Origin of the sequence: Phaeovulum sp. (genome assembly GCF_030684035.1) — a bacterium.
Classification (GTDB): Bacteria; Pseudomonadota; Alphaproteobacteria; order Rhodobacterales; family Rhodobacteraceae; genus UBA6213.
This window is the reverse complement of the sequence record NZ_JAUXPI010000036.1, coordinates 23854-44960: the sequence shown is the minus strand read 5'-3', so window position 1 is coordinate 44960 and position 21107 is coordinate 23854. Positions and strand designations below refer to the sequence as shown.

Here is a 21107-nt window from a genome sequence, read left to right as displayed (position 1 = left end):
CAGGCATGTTCATCAGCTTCGAGGGTATCGACGGGTCGGGCAAATCCACCCAGGCGCGACTGCTCGCCGAGGCATTGCGGGCCGAGGGCCGCGATGTGCTTGCCACCCGCGAGCCGGGGGGCAGCCCCGGAGCCGAGGAAATCCGCCGTCTGGTGCTGGAAGGTGACCCCGAGCGTTGGTCGGCGGAAACCGAGATCCTGCTGTTCACCGCCGCCCGCCGCGACCATCTGGAGCGCACCATTCGCCCTGCGCTTGCCGCCGGGCGGATTGTCATAAGTGACCGTTTCGCCGACAGCACGCGGATGTATCAGGGCCTGACGCGCGGCGATTTGCGCGCCACGGTAGATGCCCTGCACGCGATGATGATCGGCATCGAGCCTGACCTGACCTTTCTCATCGATATCGACCCCGTCGAAGGGCTTGGCCGGGCGCTGGCGCGCAAAGGGCACGAGGAGCGGTTCGAGGATTTCGGCATCGGCATGCAGCTGCGGATGCGCGTGGGCTTTCTGGCGCTTGCCGCCGAGTTTCCTGCCCGCTTCCGCGTCGTCAACGGGGCCCGGCCGCCCGAAGTGGTGGCGGCCGAGGTTGCAACACTCGCCCGCGCGGCGCTGGCATGAGCGCCGACGCCCCGGACCTGCCCGAGCCCGACTGCGCACCCGGTGCCGCCCACCCGCGCGAAACCCTGCGCCTTTACGGGCAAGGTCGCGCAGAGGGCGACTTTCTTGGTGCCTTCGCCACCGGGCGGCTGCACCACGGCTGGCTCATCACCGGCCCGCGCGGCGTCGGCAAGGCCACGCTGGCATGGCGCATTGCACGGTTCTTGCTCAGCCAGGCCGACCCCGGCGGGCTTTTTGCCGCCCCCCCGCCTGCGAGCCTCGACACCCCGCCTGACCACCCGGTGATCCGGCGCAGCATTGCGCTGGCCGAGCCACGGCTTTTCTTGCTGCGCCGTGGCCCGAACGAAAAAGGCACCGCGCTTTCCGCTGATATCCGGGTTGACGAGGCGCGCAGGCTCAAGGGGTTCTTGCAGCTTTCCGCCGTCGATGGCGGGCGGCGGGTGGTGATTGTCGATGCGGCGGACGAATTGAACGTGCAGGCCGCCAATGCGCTCTTGAAGCTGCTGGAGGAGCCGCCCGCGGCGGTCACCTTCCTTTTGATTGCGCACCAGCCGGCGCGGCTTTTGCCCACCATCCGCTCGCGTTGCCGCGAGTTGCGGGCGGCGACGCTGGAACCAGCGGACATGGCCGCGGCGCTGGCGCAGGCGGGGATCGAGGTGCAGGCACCCGAGGCGCTTGCCGCGCTTGCCTGCGGCTCGGTCGGGGCGGCCATGCGTATCACCAACCTTGACGGGCTCGACCTTTACGCGCGGCTTGTCGGGCTGATGGCCGCGCAGCCACGCTTCGACCGCGCGGCGGCGCTGGCCTTTTCCGACGCGGCGGCAGGGGCGGCCAATGCCGCGCGTTTCGATCTTGTCCTTGATCTTTTCGATCTGTTCCTGACCCGGCTTGCGCGCGCCGGTGTTGTGGGCGCGCCGTTTCCCGAGGCCGCGCCCGGCGAGGCCGCAGCCTTCGCGCGCCTCGCGCTCGACGCCTCCGATGCGCGCCGCTGGGCCGAGCTGCAACAAGAGCTTGGCGCGCGTGCCCGGCGCGGGCGGGCGGTGAACCTTGACCCTGCGGCGCTCGTCATGGATATGGTGCTGCATATCTCGGCGGCCGCCGCTGCCTGAGCACAAGGACCGGCCAATGCCTACCCCGCCCGCACTCGTTGACAGCCACTGCCATCTGGACTTCCCCGATTTTGCGGGCGAGTTGGGGCAGGTGGTCGAGCGGGCACATGCCGCGGGCGTCACCCGCATGGTGACGATCTGCACGAGGCTGCGCAATGTGGCGCAGGTGCGCGCCATTTCCGAGGCGCATCGCGGCGTGTTCTGGGCTGCGGGCACCCACCCGATGAGCGCCGCCGAGGAACCGCTTGCCACCGTTGCCGAACTGGTGGCGCTGGCGGCGCATCCAAAGTTCGTCGGCATCGGCGAAACCGGGCTGGATTACCATTACACCGCCGAAAGCGCCACGCTGCAACAGGTCAGCCTGCGGGTCCATATCGAGGCGGCGCGGGCTACCGGCTTGCCGCTCATCATCCATTCGCGTGCCGCCGATGCCGACATGGCGCGGATATTGACCGAGGAGCATCGCGCCGGTGCCTTTGGCTGCGTCATGCACTGCTATTCGTCCTCGCCAGCGCTGGCGCGGGTGGCGCTGGACCTTGGCTTTTACCTTTCGATGTCGGGCATCGCCACCTTTCCCAAGAGCCAGGAGATCCGCGATATCTTTGCCGCCGCGCCGCTTGACCGGGTGCTGGTTGAAACCGATGCGCCCTATCTCGCCCCTTCGCCGCACCGCGGCAGGCGCAACGAACCAGCCTTTACCGCCCATACCGCCGCTGTCGGTGCCTCGGTATTCGGCCTGAGCCTGGCCGAGTTCGCTGCTGCCACATCAGCCAATTTCGACCGCCTCTTTGCCAAGGCGAGGATCGCCGGATGAGCCTTCTGCGTTTCACCATTCTGGGCTGCGGGTCGTCGGGCGGGGTGCCGCGCATTGGCGGTCACTGGGGCGAATGCGACCCCTCGAACCCCCGCAACACCCGGCTGCGGTGCTCGATGCTGGTCGAGCGGGTTGGTGTTCATGGCACCACCCGGGCGCTGATCGACACCAGCCCCGACATGCGCGCGCAACTGCTTGCCACCGGTGTTTCAACGCTGGATGCGGTGGTCTATACCCACGCCCACGCCGACCATGTGAACGGGCTTGACGATATCCGCCAGCTTACCTTCAACGCCGGTGCCCGGATGCCGGTCTGGGCCGACGGCGAAACGCAGGAAGCGCTGCTTGGGCGTTTCGGCTATGCCTTCGTGCAGCCCGCCGACAGCTCCTACCCGGCGATCTGCGATCTGCACACGATCCGCGCAGCCTTCGAGGTGACAGGCGCGGGCGGGCCGATCGGGTTCACCCCGATCCCCGTTCGCCACGGCGATATCGACGCGCTCGGGTTTCGTGTTGGTCCGCTGGCCTATGTTCCCGACGTTTCGGCCATTCCCGAGGCTTCGTGGCTGCTGCTTGCGGGGCTGAAGCTCTGGGTGCTCGATGCGCTGCGCCGCAAGCCGCACCCGACGCATGTGCACCTTGAACGCGCGCTTGAATGGATCGACCGCGCAGCGCCGGAACGGGCGGTTTTGACCAACATGCACATTGACCTCGACCACGGCCAAGTTGCCGCGGAAACCCCGGCGCATGTGACCCCGGCCCATGACGGGATGGTGCTGGAGTTCGCTCTCTGATGGGGGCACTCATTGACGTCATCCTGCCGGTGTTTCTGGTGTTGGGTTTCGGCTATGTGGCGGCCTGGCAGGGGCTTTTTTCGGAAAGTGCGGTCGATGGGGTGATGCGCTTTGCGCAGAATTTCGCGGTGCCGGTGCTGCTGTTCCGCTCCATTGCCAAGCTCGATCTTGGAGCCTCCTATGACCCCGGCCTGATGCTTTCGTTCTATGCGGGGGCCTTCATTGCCTTTGGTCTTGGCCTGACCGGTGCGCGGCTGCTGTTCAAGAGGCCGGGGACCGATGCGGTTGCGATAGGGTTCTGCTGCCTCTTCTCCAACTCGTTGCTGCTGGGTATCCCGATTACCGAAAGGGCCTATGGCACCGCGGCGCTGGCGGGGAACTTTGCCATCATCTCGGTCCATTCGCCGCTGCTTTACACCTTCGGCATCACCCTGATGGAGGGGGTGCGCAGCCATGGTTCGGGTGCCACGCTGGGCCGGGTGGCGGTGAATGCGCTGAGCGGGATACTGAGAACGCCGCTGGTGCTTGGCATTCTGGCAGGGTTCGTGGTGAACCTGTCTGGCCTGGCACTGCACGGCTCGATCTGGGCGGCGGTGGACATGATGGCGTCGGCGGCGCTGCCGACCGCGCTCTTCGGCCTTGGCGGGGTGCTGTTCCGCTACCGCCCCGAGGGCGACATGAAGGCTATCGGGATGGTCACGGTGCTGTCGCTGATCGTGCACCCGGCGGTGACCTACGGGCTAGGGCGCTGGGGTTTCGGGCTCGAAACCTCGGCATTGCGATCGGCGGTAGTGACCGCTTCAATGGCACCGGGGGTAAACGCCTATCTTTTCGCCAGCATCTATGGCGTGGCCAAGCGCGTCGCGGCATCGAGCGTGCTCCTTGCCACTGCCGCGTCGATCCTTACCGTCTGGGCGTGGCTTGCAATATTGCCGTGAAGCCCGGCAGCCAGACCCGCGAGACAGCGACATTTGGCGCAAGGGCGCGCGCGGCGCTTGCCTCTGGACCTTCGCCTGTGCATGGTTCATATCGGGCGCAAGGCAGCACACGCGGAGGACTCAACGCATGAAATTCCTGCTCCGGCTTCTGACCTGGTGGAATGGCCAGACCCTCGGCACCCAGGTCTATACATGGCGCAAGGGTGTGCGGGTGGGTGAGGATGTTGAGGGCAACATCTATTACCGCACCCGCGACGACAAGCGCCGCTGGGTGATCTACAATGGCGTCTGCGAGCCGAGCCGCATTTCCGCAGACTGGAATGGCTGGCTGCACCACACCTATGCCGACGCGCCGAGCGATGTGCCAATGCCGCGCAAGGGCTGGGAGCTGCCGCATCAGGCAAACCTGTCCGGCACGCCGGGTGCCTATGCGCCTGCGGGGTCGCTGCGCCGTGCCGCGCCGGTCGAACGGCGCGACTACGAGGCCTGGCAGCCGGAATAGGGCATGGCCGAGAACCGCACCGAAGTTCTGGCAGGTGCTGCGGTCATGCTGATCGCGCTCGGGTTCTTTTTCTGGGCCGCCCAGGGGTCGAGTTTTGCGCCCAAGCGGGGTGGCTATGAGGTGCGCGCCTCGTTCCGGTCGGTTGAAGGCATCACCGTCGGCAGCGATGTGCGCCTTGCCGGGGTAAAGATCGGCACTGTCACCAACCTCGCGCTGAACCCGGTGACATTTTTTGCCGATGCGAGAATTGCGATCAACGAGGGCGTCGTGCTGCCCGCCGACAGCGGCATGCTGGTTGCCTCCGAGGGGCTCTTGGGCGGTGCCTTTGTCGAGGTGATGCCGGGCGGCGCCATCGAAAACCTCGCCCCCGGGGCCGAGATCGAAGATACGCAAGGCGCGGTCAGCCTGCTCAACCTGCTCTTGAAGTTCGTCGGCGGTGGCAGTGCGGCACCTGCCGCGGAGACCGCGCCATGATTCGCGCGGCGCTTGCCTTTTTGCTGCTGCTGCCCGCAGGAGCGTTCGCGCAAGAGGTTGCGGCGGCACCCGGCGCGGTGCTGCGCGCGCTCGACCGGATTTCCGGCATCACCACCGATCTTGAACTGGCGGCTGGCGAAACGGTGGTTTACCGGCGGCTTTCGGTGACACTTGCCGAATGTCGCTATCCGCCCGAGGACCCGGCATCAAAGGCCTTTGCGCGGCTGGTCATCATCGACACCACCACCGCGGCGGAAAAGTTCAACGGCTGGATGATTTCCGACAGCCCTGCGCTTTCGGCGATGGACGATTCCCGCTACGACGTCTGGCTGATCCGCTGCAAGATTTCCTGAGGCGAGGCGGCGGCTGGGCGCGCGAAATCTGCCTGCCTGGGCAACGCATCGGCCAGAGCTGCGTGGTATCGGGCGCGCGGGATCTCGATACCGCCAAGGCTTGCCAGATGCGGCGTCAGATATTGCGTGTCAAAGAGCGTAAAGCCGCCGCGCCGCAACCGGTCGACAAGCCAGACCATGGCGAGTTTTGACGCGTCGCGGCGGCGCGAAAACATGCTTTCGCCAAAGAACGCGCCGCCGAGGGTCACGCCAAAAATGCCGCCCACCAGTGCGTCTTCCTGCCATATTTCAAGCGAATGCGCGTGGCCGGAGGCATGCAGGCTTTGGTAAAGCCGCGCGAGTTCGGCGTTGATCCATGTCTCGGGGCGCGCGCCACAGGCAGAAACCACCTCGCAAAAGGCAGAATCGATACGCACGAGGTAATTCCAGCGCAGCACCCGGCGGCGAAGCGAGCGCGAAACGTGCAGCGCGTCAAGCGGCATCACCCCCCGCCGCGGCGGGTCGAACCAGTGCAGTTCGGCCTCGTCGCGCGTCATCGCCATTGGGAAAATACCCTGCGCATAGCCCGAAAGCAGCATTTCCGGCGAAAGCGGGGGGTCGGCTTGGCGCATCGGGTCTGCTTGTCCGGATCGCGGGGCTGGGCTGGATTTTGGCCATAGTGACGCAGATTTTGTGCGGGGGCAAACAGATGGGGCTCTTCGATTTTCCGGGCAATATCGAGCCTGTTCCGGAAAGCCCCGCCCGGTGCGGCAGCTCCGAACCTCTATTCGAAGCTCTCGGCAAGAAAGGTTTCGAGCCAATGGATCGAATAGTTTCCCGCCAGAATGTCAGGCTCGGCAAGAAGCGCGCGAAACAGCGGCACCGTGGTATCGACCCCGTCCACGATCAATTCGCCCAGGGCGCGGTTGAGCCGCGCCAGCGCTTCGGGCCGGTCGCGGCCGTGCACGATCAGCTTGCCGATCAGGCTGTCATAATACGGCGGGATCACATAGCCATCGTAAAGCGCGCTGTCCATGCGCACGCCAAGCCCGCCCGGCGCGTGGTATTGGGTGATCTTGCCGGGGCAGGGGGTAAAGTTCGGCAGTTTCTCGGCATTCAGCCGCACCTCAATGGCGTGGCCGCGAATGGTGAGGTCTTTTTGCGTGAAATCGAGCGGCAGCCCGGCCGCAACGCGGATCTGTTCGCGCACCAGATCGACGCCGAAAATTGCTTCGGTCACCGGGTGTTCGACCTGCAGGCGGGTGTTCATTTCGATGAAATAGAACTCGCCGTTTTCATAGAGGAACTCGATGGTTCCGGCACCGATGTAGTTGATGCGTGCCACCGCATCGGCGCAGATCTTGCCGATCCGGGCGCGCTGTTCGGCGGTAATGACCGGGCCTGGGGCTTCCTCCATCACCTTCTGGTGGCGGCGCTGCAACGAGCAGTCGCGTTCGCCCAGATGCACGGCACGGCCCTTGCCATCGCCAAACACCTGAATCTCGATGTGACGCGGTGTCTGGAGGTACTTTTCCATATAGACTTCGTCATTGCCGAACGCGGCCTTTGCCTCGCTGCGGGCGGTGCGGAAGGCGACCTCAAGCTCGCTCTCGTCTTTTGCCACCTTCATGCCACGACCACCGCCGCCAGCGGTGGCCTTGATGATGATCGGATAGCCGATGGCTTTGGCTTCGCGCTTGGCCGCCGCTACATCGGCCACCGCGCCGTCAGAGCCGGGCACGCAGGGCACGCCGAGCTTTTTCATCGTGTCCTTGGCGGTGATCTTGTCGCCCATGATGCGGATGTGTTCCGCAGTGGGGCCGATGAAGGTGATGCCGTGATCTTCCAGCACCTGCACGAAAGCTGCGTTTTCGCTGAGGAAGCCGTAACCGGGATGGATTGCCTGCGCGCCGGTAATTTCGCAGGCCGAAACGATCGCCGGCACGGAGAGATAGCTCAGCGTCGAGGGGTTTGGCCCGATGCAGACAGATTCGTCCGCCATCCGCACATGCATGGCGTCGGCATCGGCGGTGGAATGCACCGCAACCGAGGCGATGCCCATCTCGTGGCAGGCGCGGATCACCCGCAGCGCAATCTCGCCACGGTTCGCGATCAGGATCTTGTCGAACATTGCGGCCTCACTCGACGATCATCAGGGGCGTGCCGTATTCGGCGGGGGTGCCGTTATCGACGAGGATGCGCTTCACGGTGCCCGCACGGGGCGCACCGATGTGGTTCATGGTTTTCATGGCTTCGATGATGAGCAACGTCTGCCCTTCTTCTACCTGCGCGCCCAGGGTCACGAAGGGCTCGGCTCCCGGTTCGGCGGAAAGGTAAACCGTGCCGACCATCGGCGAGGGCACCGCGCCGGGATGGCGGGCGGGGTCATCGCTGACTGCGGCTACCGCTGCGGGTGCCGCAGCAACCGCGGCGGGGGCGGCGGCATAGGCCGCAGGCTGTGGCGCAGCGGCGACCATCTGGGCCTGTTTTACCACCCGCACTTCAAGGCTGTCATCCTCTCCGTATTCGCGCATTACCGAAAGCTCGGTCAACGCGTTCTTGTTCAGGAGTTCGGCAAGCGCCTGGATGAAAGCCACATCGTCTTCATGGGTGTGTTTGCTCATGGGGTCCTCAGAGGTCCGGTTGCGGGGCCGCTCTGCCCCTGCGGCGCGCCGCGCCGTCATCGGCTGGGTTATACGACAGCCGTCAGGGCAGGGAAAGCGATCAGTTTGCCCGGGTGTCGGGGATAGAGTGTCGCAATTTGCAGCACCTGCGCACGGCGCTGCCCATGTTGCAGGCAGCACTGGCGCTGCCGCACTGCGGCGTATTTTACCATTTGATAAAATAATGACCCTGTGGCAGCCTGAGGAAAATCGGACCAATCAGGGAGGTCGCTCGTGACCAACAGCCAACTTACCCCCGGCGTCGCGGCAGGCCGACTTGATGCGGCACATCTTGCCGCGAATTTCGCCGATGTTGCGCCGCCCTTGGGAATGTACGAGGCGCGGGTTGCCGCCGACCGATGCTATTTCTGTTTCGATGCACCCTGCGTGACTGCCTGCCCGACGAGCATCGACATTCCGCTGTTCATCCGTCAGATCGCGACTGATACCCCCGAGGCCGCCGCGCGCACCATTTTTGCGCAGAACATCCTCGGCGGCACCTGTGCCCGCGTCTGCCCGACAGAAAACCTCTGCGAAGGGGCTTGCGTGCGCGAGGCGGCCGAGGGCAAGCCGGTCGAGATCGGCGCATTGCAGCGCTTTGCCACCGACAGGTTGATGGCCGCTGGCGGCCACCCCTTCACGCGCGCCGCGCCGACCGGGCGCAAGGTGGCGGTGGTCGGTGCCGGGCCAGCGGGGCTTTCCTGCGCGCATCGTCTGGCGCTGCTGGGCCATGCGGTCACGCTTTACGATGCAAGGCCCAAGGCCGGGGGCCTGAACGAATACGGGCTTGCGGCCTACAAGGTGCCGGGCGGGTTTGCGCAGGCAGAGGTCGAATGGTTGCTGAAAATCGGTGGTATTGCCGTAGTGAGCGGCTGGGCGCTGGGGCGCGAGGGCAGCCTCGATGACCTGCGCGCAGGCCATGACGCGGTGTTTCTGGGCATTGGCCTCGGCGGGGTCAACGCGCTGGGGCTGGCGGGCGAGCAACTTGACCAGGTTCTGCCCGCGACCGACTTCATCCGCGAGTTGCGGCAGGCATCCGATCTGGCGCAACTGCCGGTCGGGCGCGACGTGGTGGTGGTTGGCGGCGGCATGACGGCGATTGATGCCGCCGTGCAGTCGAAGCTTCTCGGGGCAGAAAACGTCACCATCGTCTACCGCAGAAGTCAGGCGGAAATGCCTGCCAGCCGCCATGAACAGGACCACGCGACGGCAAGCGGTGTGAAGATCATCCCGAATGCAGCACCGGTGGCGATTTTCGGGGCGGGCGCAGTGCGCGAGGTCGAATTTGCCTACACTAGGCCCGGCCCGAAGGGGCTGGAACTGACCAGCCAGACATTTCGCCTGAAAGCCGATCAGCTGTTCACCGCGATCGGGCAGCGGCTTGCGGGAACGCCGGTGCCGCTGGCGCTCGACGGGAACAAGATCGCGGTGACCGGCGCGGGGCGCACCAGCTTGCCGAATGTCTGGGCTGGCGGAGATTGCGCGGTCGGCGGCGATGATCTGACCGTGACCGCAGTGGCCGAGGGCCGCGACGTGGCCATGGATATTCACGCAAGCCTGAAGGGGGCATGAAATGGCAGACCTGAACACCACCTTCATTGGCATCAAATCACCCAACCCGTTTTGGCTCGCCTCGGCTCCGCCCACAGATAAGGAATACAACGTTCGCCGCGCCTATCAGGCAGGCTGGGGCGGCGTTGTCTGGAAAACTCTGGGCGAGGATGGCCCGCCGGTGGTCAACGTCAATGGCCCGCGCTATGGCGCGATCTGGGGGGCCGACCGCCGCCTTCTGGGTCTCAACAACATCGAGCTTATCACCGACCGCCCGCTGGAGGTGAACCTGCGCGAGATCAAGCAGGTCAAGCGCGACTGGCGCGACCGCGCGCTGGTGGTCAGCCTGATGGTGCCCTGCACCGAGGATAGCTGGAAGGCGATCCTGAAGCGGGTCGAGGAAACCGATGCCGACGGGGTGGAGCTCAACTTCGGCTGCCCGCATGGCATGGCCGAACGCGGCATGGGCAGTGCGGTGGGGCAGGTGCCCGAATACATTGAAATGGTCACCCGCTGGTGCAAGGAAAACACCCGCATGCCGGTGATCGTGAAGCTGACCCCCAATATCGCCGACATCCGCAAGCCCGCCGAGGCGGCGTTGCGCGGCGGTGCCGATGCGGTGAGCCTGATCAACACCATCAACTCGATCACCTCGGTCGATCTCGACCTTTTCGCGCCGCAACCGACGCTTGACGGCAAGGGCACCCATGGCGGCTATTGCGGCCCGGCGGTAAAGCCGATCGCGCTCAACATGGTGGCCGAGATTGCCCGCAATCCCGCCACCCGCGGGCTGCCGATTTCGGGCATCGGCGGGGTCACGACCTGGCGCGACGCGGCGGAATTCATGGCGCTTGGCGCGGGCAATGTGCAGGTTTGCACCGCGGTGATGACCTATGGCTTCAAGATCGTGCAGGAAATGATTTCGGGGCTTTCCGACTATATGGACGCCAAGGGTTTCACCAGCACCTCCGACCTCGTGGGCCGCGCGGTGCCGAACGTGACCGACTGGCAGTATCTCAACCTCAACTATGTCACCAAGGCGGTGATCAGCCAAGCCGACTGCATCAAGTGCGGGCGTTGCTATGCCGCCTGCGAGGATACCAGCCACCAGGCCATCGCGATGAGCGCGGATCGCGTGTTCACCGTGAAGGAAGAGGAATGCGTGGCCTGCAACCTTTGCGTCGATGTTTGCCCGGTGGCGGGCTGCATTACCATGCGCGAACTTGCCCCGGGCGAGGTCGACAAGCGCACCGGGCGCGCGACGGCAGCCTATGCAAACTGGACGACGCACCCCAACAACCCGAGCGCAAGGGCGGCTGAGTAGCGGGGGCAGGCCCCCGCGCCCCCGGGGTATTTCAGGCAATGAAGAAACCGGGACGGGGTGCGGGCGATTCCGCCCTCGGTTTTGTGCTGATTGCAGGTGGAGCCAGATTTTCCTGGCTTCCTGCCATTGAACATCGTCTGTGTGCCCTTCCTTCTGTTGGTGTCTTGGGTCATGACTTCGGGCAAAGCGGGGGTGGGTGATGGGCGAGGCAGCAAAAGGGTTTTGGGCGCTCGTTGCCGCTTGCACGGTCTGGGGGCTGTCACCGCTTTACTACAAATTGCTCGCCGAAGTGCCGCCTTTGCAGGTATTGGCGCACCGCACCCTCTGGTCGCTTGCCTTCTTTGGTCTGGTGGTGGTTTCCAGCGGCAAGTTGCGCGAGGTGCGCGCGGCTTTTCTTGGGCGGGGCGCGGCAATAACCGCGCTGTCCTCGGTGCTGATCTCGGCAAACTGGCTGGTGTTCATCTGGGCGGTGCAGGTGGGGCGCACGTTCGACGCCTCGATGGGTTACTTTCTGTTTCCGCTGGTAGCGGTGGTGCTGGGGGTGGCGGTGCTGGGCGAACGGCTTGGGCCTCTGCAGTGGCTGGCGGTGGCATTGGCGGCAGCGGCGGTGGCGCTCCTGGCATTCGGGCTTGGTGCCCTGCCCTGGGTGGCGCTGACGCTCGCGGTCACTTTCGGGCTTTATGGACTGGTGAAAAAACGTCTCGCCGTCTCGCCCCTGGTCTCGGTCACCGCCGAGGTGCTTCTGCTCGCGCCTCTGGCTTTCGGCTGGCTCGGCTGGATCGCGACGAAAGGTGGCGCTGCGATGGGCGGCGACGCGCGCACCTTGGCGCTGCTGGCGTTTTCGGGGGTGTTGACCGGCGGCCCGCTGATGCTTTTCGCCTATGCCGCGCGGCGGGTGCGGATGGCGACACTGGGACTTGTTCAATACCTCAATCCGCTGTTGCAGTTTCTCTGCGCGGTCGCGGTTTTTGCCGAGCCGTTCACGCCCTGGCACCGCGCCGCATTCGCGCTGATCTGGGTTGCGCTGGCGCTTTATTCCGGTGCCGGGCTGTTTCAGCCGAAAGCGGTTGCCAGCCGCGATTCCAGTGCCGCGACATCGGGAAGCAGTTCGACATAGTCGAGCAAGCTTGCATCGGCGAAGCCCTCGGCCACCAGATGCCGCAGCAACGCCATCAGCGGTTGCCAGTAACCCTCGGTATCCAGAAGCAGAATCGGCTTCGCGTGCAGCCCGAGCTGGCGCCAGGTCAGCACCTCGAAAAGCTCATCAAGCGAGCCCGCGCCGCCCGGCAGCACCACGATCGCGCCCGAGTTCATGTACATGACCTTTTTGCGCTCGTGCATGTCTTCGGTGATGATGAAGGTGGACAGGTCGCGCTTGCCGACTTCGCGGTTGTAAAGATGCGCCGGAATGACACCAAAGCACTGGCCACCCGCTGCCATCGCGGCGCGCGCCACCTCGCCCATCAGGCCGACATCGCCTGCGCCGTAGACCAGCCGCCAGCCGCGCGCCGCAAGCATGGCACCGGTCGCCTGCGCGGTGGCGGTATAGCTGGGGCGGGTGCCCGCGCGCGCGCCGCAATAGACGCAGACCGAGGGACGGGGCAGGGGCACGGTGTTTCCTTTCAGTTGCAGCAATGCCGCGCAGCGCGAGGGTCGGGCGCGACCGCTCCGGCATTTCTTGAGCCTTGGTAACGGTCTTGCTACAGAGGCTCAAGCGGTTGCGGCGGAGTGCCGGAGCCGGGACTGGGGGAGTGCATGAGCGACGACAACACGGGCGGCGGCGAAACGCCAGTTTCAGCGGCGGCATCAGGGGCTGCGGCCAGCGGGCGCGGCGTGCTGATCGGTGCGGCGGCGGCAGTGGCGGTGGTGGTGCTCGGCCTTGGCGGCTGGATGCTCAGTAGGCCCGTCGTCGTTCCGGACGCGCCGCAACCGTCTGGGGTAGCGAGCCTGCCCGATGTGCCCACCTCTGCGCCACCGACGGCATCCACCGCGCCGGCGACCACGGAAAGCCCGGCGGCGGTTGCCGATGCGCCTGCGGCAACGCCCGAGGCTCCGGCGGCGGTCGCGGATGCGCCTGTGGCAACGCCCGAGGCTCCGGCTGTGGTTGCGGATGCGCCTGCCGTTGCCCCCGAGGCTCCGGCTGTGGTTGCCGATGCCCCGACCGCAACCCCCGAGGCTCCGACTGCAGTTGCCGATGCACCTGCCGTATCCCCCGAGGCTCCGGCGGCGGTTGCCGTATCCCCCGAGGCTCCGGCGGCGGTTGCCGATGCACCTGCCGTAGCCCCCGAGGCTCCGGCGGCGGTTGCCGTTGCCACCGAGGCTCCGGCGGTTCCCGATGCGCCGACCGCAACCCTCGAGGTTCCAGCCACCGTTGAAAGCGCCACCAGCGCCGCCCCTGCACCCGCCGCCGCACCCGCGGTGCCGCAGATGCTGGCCGAAGTTGCGCCACCGCGATTCGATACCGTGCGCGCGGCACCTGACGGCTCGGTTGTCATCGCCGGGCAGGCGCTTGCCGGGCTTGGCGTCACGGTTTTGGTTGACGGCGTCGAGGCGGCGCAGGCATTGGCCAGCGCGCGCGGCCAGTTCGTGGCGATGTTCAGCCTACCCCATTCGGAGGCTCCGCGCGCATTGACGCTGCGCATCGCGCTTGCCGACGGGCGGGTGATCGGCTCTGAGCAGACGGTCATCCTGACGCCGAGTCTCGTGGCCCCGGCCGAGGTGCCAGCGACGGTTGCAAGTGCTGCACCGGGTGCCCCCGTATCAGAAGTGGAGGCCGACACTCCGGTTCAACTGGCCACCGCCGAACCGCCCGCAGCGGTCCAGACGGCGCAAGCCGCAACCGAAGCGCCTGCTCCCGCCGCCACAACCGAGCCACCCACAACCGCCGAAGTGGCTCCCGCAGTGGTCGCGACCGGCACCGCCGAGGCCCCGGCTGCGGATAGCCCGGTTGTGGTATCCCCCGCAGCCGATACCCCTGCGCAGGTGGCGCTGGAGCCGGTCGCGCCGCGTGCGCTTCTGGCGGATGCAAGCGGCATTACCGTGCTCGAACCCGCACCCGCCGCGCCAGGTCTTCCCGAAGCACTGGTGATCGATTCGATCAGCTATGACGCGCGCGGCGCGGTCGTGGTTGCGGGTCGCGGCGCTGGGGCGGGCCATGTGCGTGCCTACCTCGACAACACCGAACGCGCCACGGCGCAGGTTGGCGCGATCGGCCACTGGCGCATCGTGCTGGATGACGTTGCTCCGGGCATCTACACGCTGCGCATCGATGCGCTCGATCCGGCGGGCAAGGTCACCTCGCGCGCCGAATCCCCGCTCAAGCGCGAAGCACCCGAAGTGCTCGCCGCCGCCAGTGCTGCCGAAGCGGCTGCCAGCGCCGATCCGAGCCTGCCTGTGGTGCGGGTGGTAACGGTGCAAAAGGGCAATACCCTCTGGGGCATTGCGACCCAGAACTACGGCGAAGGCATCCTCTATGTGAAACTGTTCGAGGCCAACCGCGACCAGATCCGCAACCCCGACCTGATCTATCCCGGTCAGGTGTTCACCATCCCGGACTGAGCGACTGCGCACGAAAAAGGGGCGCGGAGTTGCCTCCGCGCCCCTTTCATTTGCCCTATGCAGACCGGATCACATCTGCTCGGGCAGCGGACTGGCAAGCAGATCACCCTCGAACTACCATGCCCGGCCAGCTGGTCTCCGCAAAGACTGGAATTAGTCTAACCACAGTTGATTCCCGAAAATTGATCCATATCAAGTCGGCCGCCGCCAATCTGCGACAACTTGTCGCACGACAGGGGGGAAGCGTACGAGTCATTAGGGAACAAACACGGCTGGCACCGCAAAAATCGCCCTGTTGCACCAAAGAGTGACCCGCCCAGACGAGATCGAGGCCATTTTTTGGTTCCAAAATTGAGCTTTTGCCCTTAACAGTTGCTGCACCGGCGGGCCCCTGGCCTCTGCGCACCACCACAGCCAAGGATACCCTTGATGGATTATACCCAAGCACTCGAAACGGCTGTAAAACGCCTTCATGATGAAGGCCGCTACCGGACTTTCATTGATATCGAGCGCCAGAGTGGGGCGTTTCCGCATGCGGTCTGGACCCGACCCGATGGCACCACCAAGGATATCACGGTTTGGTGCGGCAACGATTATCTGGGCATGGGCCAGAACCCGACAGTGGTTGCGGCGATGCAGGCAGCAATTGCCGCGACCGGCGCAGGGTCGGGTGGCACGCGCAACATCTCGGGCACCACGGTCTATCACAAACGGCTTGAGGCAGAGCTTGCCGACCTGCACGGCAAGCAAGCGGCGCTGTTGTTTTCCTCGGCCTATATTGCCAACGACGCGACGCTGAGCACATTGGCGGTGCTGTTCCCCGGCCTCATCATCTACTCGGACGCGCTCAACCACGCGTCGATGATCGAGGGCATCCGGCGCAATGGCGGTGCGAAACGCATCTTCCGCCACAACGATGTGGCGCATCTGCGCGAACTGCTGGCCAAGGATGACCCGGCGGTGCCAAAGCTCGTGGCCTTCGAGTCTGTCTATTCGATGGATGGCGATTTCGGCCCGATCAGGGAAATCGTCGAGGCCGCCGAAGAGTTTGGCGCGCTGACCTATATCGACGAGGTGCATGCGGTGGGCATGTATGGCCCGCGCGGTGGTGGCGTTTCGGAAAAGCTGGGGCTTGCCGGGCGCATCGACATCATCAACGGCACGCTCGGCAAGGCTTTCGGCGTATTCGGCGGCTATATCGCGGCCAGTGCGCTGATCGTTGACGCTGTGCGCTCCTATGCGCCGGGATTCATCTTCACCACCTCGCTGCCGCCTGCAATTGCCGCAGGCGCTGCCGCCTCGATTGCCTATCTCAAGGGTGCCGAAGGGCAGAAGCTGCGCGACGCGCAGCAATTGCACGCGCGCATTCTGAAAACCCGGCTGAAGGCGCTTGGCATGCCGATCATCGACCACGGCACGCATATCGTGCCGGTGCATGTCGGCAACCCGGTGCACTGCAAACTGCTCTCGGACATGCTGCTTGAGGAATACGGCGTTTACGTTCAGCCGATCAACTTCCCCACAGTGCCGCGCGGTACCGAACGGCTGCGCCTGACCCCTTCGCCGGTGCACGATCCGGCGCAAATTGATGCACTCGTGCGCGCGATGGATTCGCTTTGGGCGCGCTGTGCGCTGAATCGCGCCGAAGCCAGCGCCTGAGCGCATTTCTGCGAGTGCACTTAGCGCTTGCCTGTGGTAATAAAATCGCAACAAATCGCCGCGCGTAAACGCGATTCGACAACATCTGGCTCGGGGACAGTTGCGGGGATGATCGGGCGGAAGGCCAAACCTTCAGCATTGGAAGCGGACAAGCCCAAGGGGTTTGACGACTTTGAGCTGCGGTTGGGCGATTTGATGCGCGGCGAACGTGCGACGCTCGCCAAATCCCTGCTCGATGTGCAGCGCGAATTGCGCATCAAGGCAAGTTACATCGCCGCCATCGAAAACGCCGATATTTCCGCCTTTGAAACGCCCGGATTTGTGGCGGGTTATGTGCGCTCCTATGCGCGCTATCTGGGCATGAACCAGGATTGGGCCTTTGCCAAGTTTTGCAGCGAGGCCGGATTCGCCCCCACGCATGGCATGGCCGCAGCCGCTTCCGGCCCGCGCCCGCGCCGCAGCGACCCGGTTGAACCGCTTGCCAACCCGAACGCAAGCTTCGTGCCCCGTGCCGAGGCGTTCTGGCGCAAGATCGAACCGCGTGCGGTTGGCTCGGTGCTGGTGCTGGTGGCGCTCGTCGGTGGCCTTGGCTACGGCGGTTTCTCGATTCTGCAGGAAGTGCAGCGGGTACAGGTGGCCCCGGTCGAACAGGCACCCGGAATGTTGGCACTGATCGACCCGCTCGCCGCCGCCGGGGTTGCGCTGGCTGCTGCCGATACCGCACCTGCGCTGCCTGCCGCCGAAGCGCTTGATCGCCTCTACCGCCCGCGGCCGCTGGAAACCCCGATTCTGGTGGCGCGCGACAGCCCGATTGCTGCAATCGATCCGCGGGTGGCGGGTGTGCTGGCCGAAGCGCCCTCCGTTGCGCCGCCCGCAAGCGTTGCCGAAGAGGTTGCCGAGGTTGTCGTGCATACCGTCGCGCCGGATGCACCTGCGGTCGCGCTGCTTGCTGTGCGCCCGGCCTGGGTGCGGGTGCAGGCGTCTGACGGCACCATAATTCTTGAAAAGATCCTCAACGCGGGCGAACGCTTCGTGTTGCCCAAACTGGAAGAGCCGCCGATCCTTCGCACCGGCGAATCTGGCGCGGTCTATTTCGCGGTGAACGGCACAACCTATGGGCCTGCGGGGGCTCCGGGGGCGGTAACCAAGAACATCGTGCTCTCGCCTGAATCGCTCGCTACCGCCTATGCGGTGGCCGACATGGCGCGCGACGGCGATTTGGCGCGCATGGTCGCGCTGGCCGCGGCGTCGAACTGAACCCCCGTTGCCCAAAGCCTGCGGCTGGCCTATCTCTCACAGGCGATCCTGCTTGCCCGAGGCTCCGATGACGCATAACCCGATCCGCCCATGGCGCAATATCGCGCGCCGCAAATCGCGCCAGATCATGGTCGGGCGGGTGGCGGTAGGGGGCGATGCGCCGATCTCGGTGCAGACCATGACCAATACCGACAGCTCGGATGTCAGCGCGACGCTGGCGCAGGTGATCGCCGCCGCCAATGCGGGTGCCGATATCGTGCGGATTTCGACCCCGGACGAGGCCGCGACCCGCGCGCTGCGCGAGATCGTGCGCGAAAGCCCGGTGCCGATTGTCGCCGATATCCACTTCCATTACCGCCGCGCCATCGAAGCGGCCGAGGCGGGCGCGGCCTGCCTGCGGATCAACCCCGGCAATATCGGCGATGCCCGAAGGGTGAAGGAGGTGGTCCAGGCCGCCAAGGACCACGGCTGCTCGATCCGCATCGGCGTCAACGCCGGCAGCCTGGAAAAGCACCTGCTCGAAAAATACGCCGAGCCATGCCCCGAAGCCATGGTCGAATCTGGCCTCGACCATATCAAGCTCTTGCAAGACAACGACTTTCACGAATTCAAGATCTCGGTGAAAGCCTCTGACGTCTTTCTTGCCGCTGCTGCCTACCAGCAACTCGCCGAAGCCACCGATGCGCCGATCCACCTCGGTATCACCGAGGCCGGGGGGCTCGTATCCGGCACTGTCAAATCGGCCATCGGGCTCGGCAACCTGCTCTGGTCCGGCATCGGCGACACCATCCGTGTCTCGCTTTCCGCCGACCCGGTGGAAGAGGTGCGCGTCGGCTTTGAAATTCTCAAGTCGCTCGGCCTGCGCCACCGTGGCGTCACCATCATCTCCTGCCCTTCCTGCGCGCGGCAGGGGTTCGACGTGATCAAGACCGTGGCGGCGCTGGAAGAGCGTCTCGCGCATGTCACCACGCCGATGAGCCTTTCAATCATCGGCTGCGTCGTGAATGGCCCCGGCGAGGCGCTGATGACCGACATCGGGTTCACCGGCGGCGGTGCAGGTTCGGGCATGGTCTATCTCGCGGGAAAACAGGTGCACAAACTCGGCAATGACCGGATGATCGATCACATTGTCGAACTCGTCGAAGCCCGCGCCACCGCGATTGAAGCCGAAACCAGCTGATCCGCTTCTCCTTCGTCCAAATACCCCGGGGGTCCGGGGGCAGCGCCCCCGGCCTTCAGCCGCGCGTGCCGGCCACGATCCGCCGCATGCCATCAAGCGCCAGATAGCCGCGCAACATTTCGTTGCCGATCACGAACGAGGGGGTGCCGGAAATCTGCATCTGCTGCGCCAGCGCGTGGTTCGCCTCGATGATCGCGGTCACCGAGGGGTCGCTCATCCGCGCCAGCACCGCAGCGGGGTCTTGCCCGAGGTCTTGCGCAATCCGCGTCAGCGCCTCGACGTTGACCGACCCGCGCAAGGTGATCAGCAGGTCATGGGCCTGCTTGTAAACAGCATCGCCGCCGATCTGCCGGATCGCGATCGCAAAGCGCGATGCCTGATCCGACTCCGGCCCGAGGATCGGAAATTCCTTGACGATGAAGCGGATATTGCCATCGGATTTCACCAGTTCCTCGACCTCCGGGTGGGCCTGTCGGCAGTAGCCGCAGCGATAATCCATGAACTCGACCACCGTCACATCGCCTTCCAGGTTCCCGCCCGCCCAGGAATTGCCATCATTGAAGAGCGCCTCGGCGTAGGCGGCCACCAGTTGCGCGTCGGTGGCGGCGGCAAGCGCGGCCTGGCGCGCGTCAAGTACGTTGATCGCCTCGACCAGCACTTCGGGGTGCTCCAGCAGATACCGGCGGATTTCGGCACCAAATGCCGTGCGTTCTGCCTCGGTCATGGCGGCGGGGTCAAAGGCCAGGGCTGAGCCTGCGGCAAGGGTTGCCGCAAGGGCGAGGGTGGCAAGGCGAAAAAATGGCATCGGCGGACATCCTTTTCTGGTGCCCGCTTTGGGCCGGGCGGGGCGCAGCATCGTGGCAAAGCGGCAGCTTGGCAAGGGCGGCCAAAGCACGACTGCTTGAGCAGATGCCGCGTCTGGTGCTGCCAGAAAGGTTTCGCAGCGGCGCGCCAGCGGCTATACTGCGGGCGCGAACCGGGGCCAGTGACCCCGGAGCGGGGCAGCATGGCGGGCAGATTGCGGCGGTTTGTTGGGGTTGTCGCGCTGGCGCTGCTGGCGTGGGGCGGCGCTGCGGCGGCGCAAGAGTTTCGTGCGCTGGCGCGGCTCGATGCGGCGCGCAGCGGTATTGTCGAGGCGGGCGGCGCGGTGGAAATCAGCCTTGGCATCAGCCAGCCGATCCCGTTCCGCGCCTTTTTGCTCGATGCGCCGCCGCGCCTGGTGGTGGAATTTTCGGAACTGGAATTCACCGGGCAGCCGGAGACGGTGCTTGGCCATTCGCCGCATTTCACCGGGCTTGAATGGGGCCATGCCTCGCCCGGCTGGACGCGCCTGACCGCCGAGCTTGCGGGACCGATGGCGGTGACCGAGGCTTGGGAAAGCACCGGTACCGGGCCGCAGATCCGGGTCCGGCTGGAACCTGTCGCGCTGGCCGATTTTGCCGCCCGCGCCGGGGCACCCGTGGCAACGCGCTGGCAGTTGCCTGAACCCACTTCAGTTGCCGCGCCGCGCCGCCGCCAGACCGGCGAAGTGCCGCTGCTGGTGGCGCTTGACCCCGGCCATGGTGGCCTCGACCCAGGTGCCGAGGCCGACGGCTTGGCCGAGGCCCCGTTGGTGCTGGGCTTTGCCCGCGAGTTGAAAGAAGCGCTGGCAAGGGCCGGAATGCGCGTCGTGCTGACCCGCGAAGAAGATGTGTTCGTGCCGCTTGAGGAGCGCATGTCGGTGGCGCGGGCGGCAGGTGCCGATGTGCTCTTGTCGCTGCACGCCGATGCTCTGGCCGAAGGCGAGGCAGCCGGGGCGACGGTCTATCTTCTGGCCGCCGAGGCTTCCGATACCGCCTCGGCGCGGCTTGCCGAAAGGCACGACCGCGCCGACCTGCTCGCGGGGGTGGATCTGGCCGGGCACGACGATGAGGTGGCGCAGGTGCTGATGGAAATGGCGCGCGCCGAAACCCAGCCGCGCGCCGATGGTCTGGCGGTGGCACTGCAGGCAGCAATTCTGGGTGCCGGGCTGAAGATGCACAAGAAGCCGGTGCAGGCAGCGGCATTTTCGGTGCTGAAGGCCCCCGACATCCCCTCGGTTCTGCTTGAACTCGGGTTCATGTCCTCGGCAGCCGACCGCCGCCGCCTGGCCGATCCTGCCTGGCGTGCCAACATGGTCTCGGCAATCGTGGCGGCTTTGCAGGTCTGGGCGGTTGTCGATGCCGCTGAAGCGCGTTACCTGCGGCAATAGACCGCCGCAGGACGGCAGCAGCGTCGGCAAACCCCTGCCGGGGCGCGGCGAGTTGTTTTGACGCCCCCGGGCCGACGGGGTATAGCGAGGCCACCGGCACCGGGC

General features: G+C 65.6%; 21 protein-coding genes. 16 read left to right on the top strand and 5 right to left on the bottom strand.

What is annotated here, in order from left to right:
• Nucleotides 1–5: 5 nt before the first annotated feature.
• The 8 genes from tmk (at nt 6) to Q8J98_RS08035 (ending at nt 5601) form a co-directional block, all read left to right on the top strand.
• Entirely contained in the window at nt 6–617 is a 612-nt protein-coding gene (gene tmk, locus Q8J98_RS08070; RefSeq protein ID WP_305293913.1) for a dTMP kinase, read from the top strand.
• A complete protein-coding gene (locus Q8J98_RS08065; RefSeq protein ID WP_305293912.1) occupies nt 614–1726 on the top strand; it encodes a DNA polymerase III subunit delta' in 1113 nt (370 codons plus the stop codon). The genes tmk and Q8J98_RS08065 overlap by 4 nt, the downstream gene beginning before the upstream one ends.
• 16 nt (nt 1727–1742) lie before the next feature.
• Nucleotides 1743–2540: a TatD family hydrolase gene (locus Q8J98_RS08060; protein WP_305293911.1), complete on the top strand. Its 798-nt coding sequence runs from the start codon at nt 1743–1745 to the stop codon at nt 2538–2540.
• Nucleotides 2537–3334 carry an MBL fold metallo-hydrolase gene (locus Q8J98_RS08055; RefSeq protein ID WP_305185664.1) on the top strand — a complete coding sequence of 266 codons (798 nt, stop codon included), beginning with the start codon at nt 2537–2539 and terminating at the stop codon, nt 3332–3334. The genes Q8J98_RS08060 and Q8J98_RS08055 overlap by 4 nt, the downstream gene beginning before the upstream one ends.
• On the top strand, nt 3334–4272 hold the full coding sequence (locus Q8J98_RS08050; RefSeq protein ID WP_305293910.1) for an AEC family transporter: 939 nt from the start codon (nt 3334–3336) through the stop codon (nt 4270–4272). Before Q8J98_RS08055 ends, Q8J98_RS08050 begins: the two co-directional genes overlap by 1 nt.
• Before the next feature lie 127 nt (nt 4273–4399).
• The gene (locus tag Q8J98_RS08045; protein ID WP_305293909.1) at nt 4400–4774 is read left to right on the top strand and encodes an NADH:ubiquinone oxidoreductase subunit NDUFA12; all 375 of its coding nucleotides are present in this window, start codon (nt 4400–4402) and stop codon (nt 4772–4774) included.
• 3 nt (nt 4775–4777) lie between these two features.
• Nucleotides 4778–5248 (top strand): outer membrane lipid asymmetry maintenance protein MlaD, encoded by a 471-nt coding sequence (locus Q8J98_RS08040; RefSeq protein WP_305293908.1) that lies wholly within the window; start codon nt 4778–4780, stop codon nt 5246–5248.
• Nucleotides 5245–5601: a DUF2155 domain-containing protein gene (locus Q8J98_RS08035; protein ID WP_305185660.1), complete on the top strand. Its 357-nt coding sequence runs from the start codon at nt 5245–5247 to the stop codon at nt 5599–5601. Before Q8J98_RS08040 ends, Q8J98_RS08035 begins: the two co-directional genes overlap by 4 nt.
• Here Q8J98_RS08035 and aat read toward each other — a convergent pair.
• The 3 genes from aat to accB form a co-directional block, all read right to left on the bottom strand.
• Nucleotides 5565–6212: a leucyl/phenylalanyl-tRNA--protein transferase gene (gene aat, locus Q8J98_RS08030; RefSeq protein WP_305293907.1), complete on the bottom strand. Its 648-nt coding sequence runs from the start codon at nt 6210–6212 to the stop codon at nt 5565–5567. The genes Q8J98_RS08035 and aat overlap by 37 nt on opposite strands.
• Nucleotides 6213–6364: 152 nt before the next feature.
• A complete protein-coding gene (gene accC / locus Q8J98_RS08025; RefSeq protein ID WP_305293906.1) occupies nt 6365–7711 on the bottom strand; it encodes an acetyl-CoA carboxylase biotin carboxylase subunit in 1347 nt (448 codons plus the stop codon).
• Nucleotides 7712–7718: 7 nt separating this feature from the next.
• Nucleotides 7719–8204 carry an acetyl-CoA carboxylase biotin carboxyl carrier protein gene (gene accB, locus Q8J98_RS08020; RefSeq protein ID WP_305293905.1) on the bottom strand — a complete coding sequence of 162 codons (486 nt, stop codon included), beginning with the start codon at nt 8202–8204 and terminating at the stop codon, nt 7719–7721.
• 273 nt (nt 8205–8477) lie between these two features.
• On the opposite strand from accB, the gene Q8J98_RS08015 reads away from it, so the two are divergent.
• From Q8J98_RS08015 to rarD, 3 genes are all read left to right on the top strand, one after another.
• Nucleotides 8478–9815, top strand: coding sequence for an NAD(P)-dependent oxidoreductase (locus tag Q8J98_RS08015; RefSeq protein ID WP_305293904.1), 1338 nt, complete (start codon nt 8478–8480; stop codon nt 9813–9815).
• A 1-nt stretch (nt 9816) separates the two neighbouring features.
• Entirely contained in the window at nt 9817–11118 is a 1302-nt protein-coding gene (gene preA, locus Q8J98_RS08010) for an NAD-dependent dihydropyrimidine dehydrogenase subunit PreA (RefSeq protein ID WP_305293903.1), read from the top strand.
• A gap of 199 nt (nt 11119–11317) precedes the next feature.
• Nucleotides 11318–12235, top strand: coding sequence for an EamA family transporter RarD (gene rarD / locus Q8J98_RS08005; protein ID WP_305293901.1), 918 nt, complete (start codon nt 11318–11320; stop codon nt 12233–12235).
• On the opposite strand, the gene Q8J98_RS08000 is transcribed toward rarD, so the two are convergent.
• Entirely contained in the window at nt 12172–12723 is a 552-nt protein-coding gene (locus Q8J98_RS08000; RefSeq protein WP_305293924.1) for a TIGR00730 family Rossman fold protein, read from the bottom strand. The genes rarD and Q8J98_RS08000 overlap by 64 nt on opposite strands.
• Nucleotides 12724–12873: 150 nt before the next feature.
• Here Q8J98_RS08000 and Q8J98_RS07995 point away from each other — a divergent pair, with 150 nt between their 5' ends.
• From Q8J98_RS07995 to ispG, 4 genes are all read left to right on the top strand, one after another.
• Nucleotides 12874–14676, top strand: a complete 1803-nt coding sequence (locus tag Q8J98_RS07995) for a LysM peptidoglycan-binding domain-containing protein (RefSeq protein ID WP_305293900.1) — start codon at nt 12874–12876, stop codon at nt 14674–14676.
• Between the two features lie 429 nt (nt 14677–15105).
• The gene (gene hemA, locus Q8J98_RS07990; protein ID WP_305293899.1) at nt 15106–16335 is read left to right on the top strand and encodes a 5-aminolevulinate synthase; all 1230 of its coding nucleotides are present in this window, start codon (nt 15106–15108) and stop codon (nt 16333–16335) included.
• A gap of 108 nt (nt 16336–16443) precedes the next feature.
• On the top strand, nt 16444–17592 hold the full coding sequence (locus Q8J98_RS07985) for a helix-turn-helix domain-containing protein (RefSeq protein ID WP_305293898.1): 1149 nt from the start codon (nt 16444–16446) through the stop codon (nt 17590–17592).
• A gap of 67 nt (nt 17593–17659) precedes the next feature.
• Nucleotides 17660–18772: a flavodoxin-dependent (E)-4-hydroxy-3-methylbut-2-enyl-diphosphate synthase gene (ispG, locus tag Q8J98_RS07980; protein ID WP_305185650.1), complete on the top strand. Its 1113-nt coding sequence runs from the start codon at nt 17660–17662 to the stop codon at nt 18770–18772.
• 55 nt (nt 18773–18827) lie between these two features.
• Here ispG and Q8J98_RS07975 read toward each other — a convergent pair whose 3' ends face one another.
• Nucleotides 18828–19577, bottom strand: a complete 750-nt coding sequence (locus Q8J98_RS07975) for a DsbA family protein (RefSeq protein ID WP_305293896.1) — start codon at nt 19575–19577, stop codon at nt 18828–18830.
• Between the two features lie 201 nt (nt 19578–19778).
• Here Q8J98_RS07975 and Q8J98_RS07970 point away from each other — a divergent pair, with 201 nt between their 5' ends.
• Nucleotides 19779–21002 carry an N-acetylmuramoyl-L-alanine amidase gene (locus tag Q8J98_RS07970; protein WP_305293895.1) on the top strand — a complete coding sequence of 408 codons (1224 nt, stop codon included), beginning with the start codon at nt 19779–19781 and terminating at the stop codon, nt 21000–21002.
• Nucleotides 21003–21107: the final 105 nt, after the last annotated feature.

Coding starts and splice junctions, on each gene's coding strand:
- Q8J98_RS08060 (WP_305293911.1), top strand. CDS start 1,743: ATGCCTACCCCGCCCGCACTCGTTGACAGCCACTGCCATCTGGACTTC.
- rarD (WP_305293901.1), top strand. CDS start 11,318: ATGGGCGAGGCAGCAAAAGGGTTTTGGGCGCTCGTTGCCGCTTGCACG.
- Q8J98_RS07985 (WP_305293898.1), top strand. CDS start 16,444: ATGATCGGGCGGAAGGCCAAACCTTCAGCATTGGAAGCGGACAAGCCC.
- Q8J98_RS07995 (WP_305293900.1), top strand. CDS start 12,874: ATGAGCGACGACAACACGGGCGGCGGCGAAACGCCAGTTTCAGCGGCG.
- Q8J98_RS07975 (WP_305293896.1), bottom strand. CDS start 19,577: ATGCCATTTTTTCGCCTTGCCACCCTCGCCCTTGCGGCAACCCTTGCC.
- ispG (WP_305185650.1), top strand. CDS start 17,660: ATGACGCATAACCCGATCCGCCCATGGCGCAATATCGCGCGCCGCAAA.
- Q8J98_RS08035 (WP_305185660.1), top strand. CDS start 5,245: ATGATTCGCGCGGCGCTTGCCTTTTTGCTGCTGCTGCCCGCAGGAGCG.
- Q8J98_RS08045 (WP_305293909.1), top strand. CDS start 4,400: ATGAAATTCCTGCTCCGGCTTCTGACCTGGTGGAATGGCCAGACCCTC.
- Q8J98_RS08065 (WP_305293912.1), top strand. CDS start 614: ATGAGCGCCGACGCCCCGGACCTGCCCGAGCCCGACTGCGCACCCGGT.
- Q8J98_RS08055 (WP_305185664.1), top strand. CDS start 2,537: ATGAGCCTTCTGCGTTTCACCATTCTGGGCTGCGGGTCGTCGGGCGGG.
- Q8J98_RS08040 (WP_305293908.1), top strand. CDS start 4,778: ATGGCCGAGAACCGCACCGAAGTTCTGGCAGGTGCTGCGGTCATGCTG.
- accC (WP_305293906.1), bottom strand. CDS start 7,711: ATGTTCGACAAGATCCTGATCGCGAACCGTGGCGAGATTGCGCTGCGG.
- hemA (WP_305293899.1), top strand. CDS start 15,106: ATGGATTATACCCAAGCACTCGAAACGGCTGTAAAACGCCTTCATGAT.
- preA (WP_305293903.1), top strand. CDS start 9,817: ATGGCAGACCTGAACACCACCTTCATTGGCATCAAATCACCCAACCCG.
- accB (WP_305293905.1), bottom strand. CDS start 8,204: ATGAGCAAACACACCCATGAAGACGATGTGGCTTTCATCCAGGCGCTT.
- aat (WP_305293907.1), bottom strand. CDS start 6,212: ATGCGCCAAGCCGACCCCCCGCTTTCGCCGGAAATGCTGCTTTCGGGC.
- tmk (WP_305293913.1), top strand. CDS start 6: ATGTTCATCAGCTTCGAGGGTATCGACGGGTCGGGCAAATCCACCCAG.
- Q8J98_RS08050 (WP_305293910.1), top strand. CDS start 3,334: ATGGGGGCACTCATTGACGTCATCCTGCCGGTGTTTCTGGTGTTGGGT.
- Q8J98_RS07970 (WP_305293895.1), top strand. CDS start 19,779: ATGGCGGGCAGATTGCGGCGGTTTGTTGGGGTTGTCGCGCTGGCGCTG.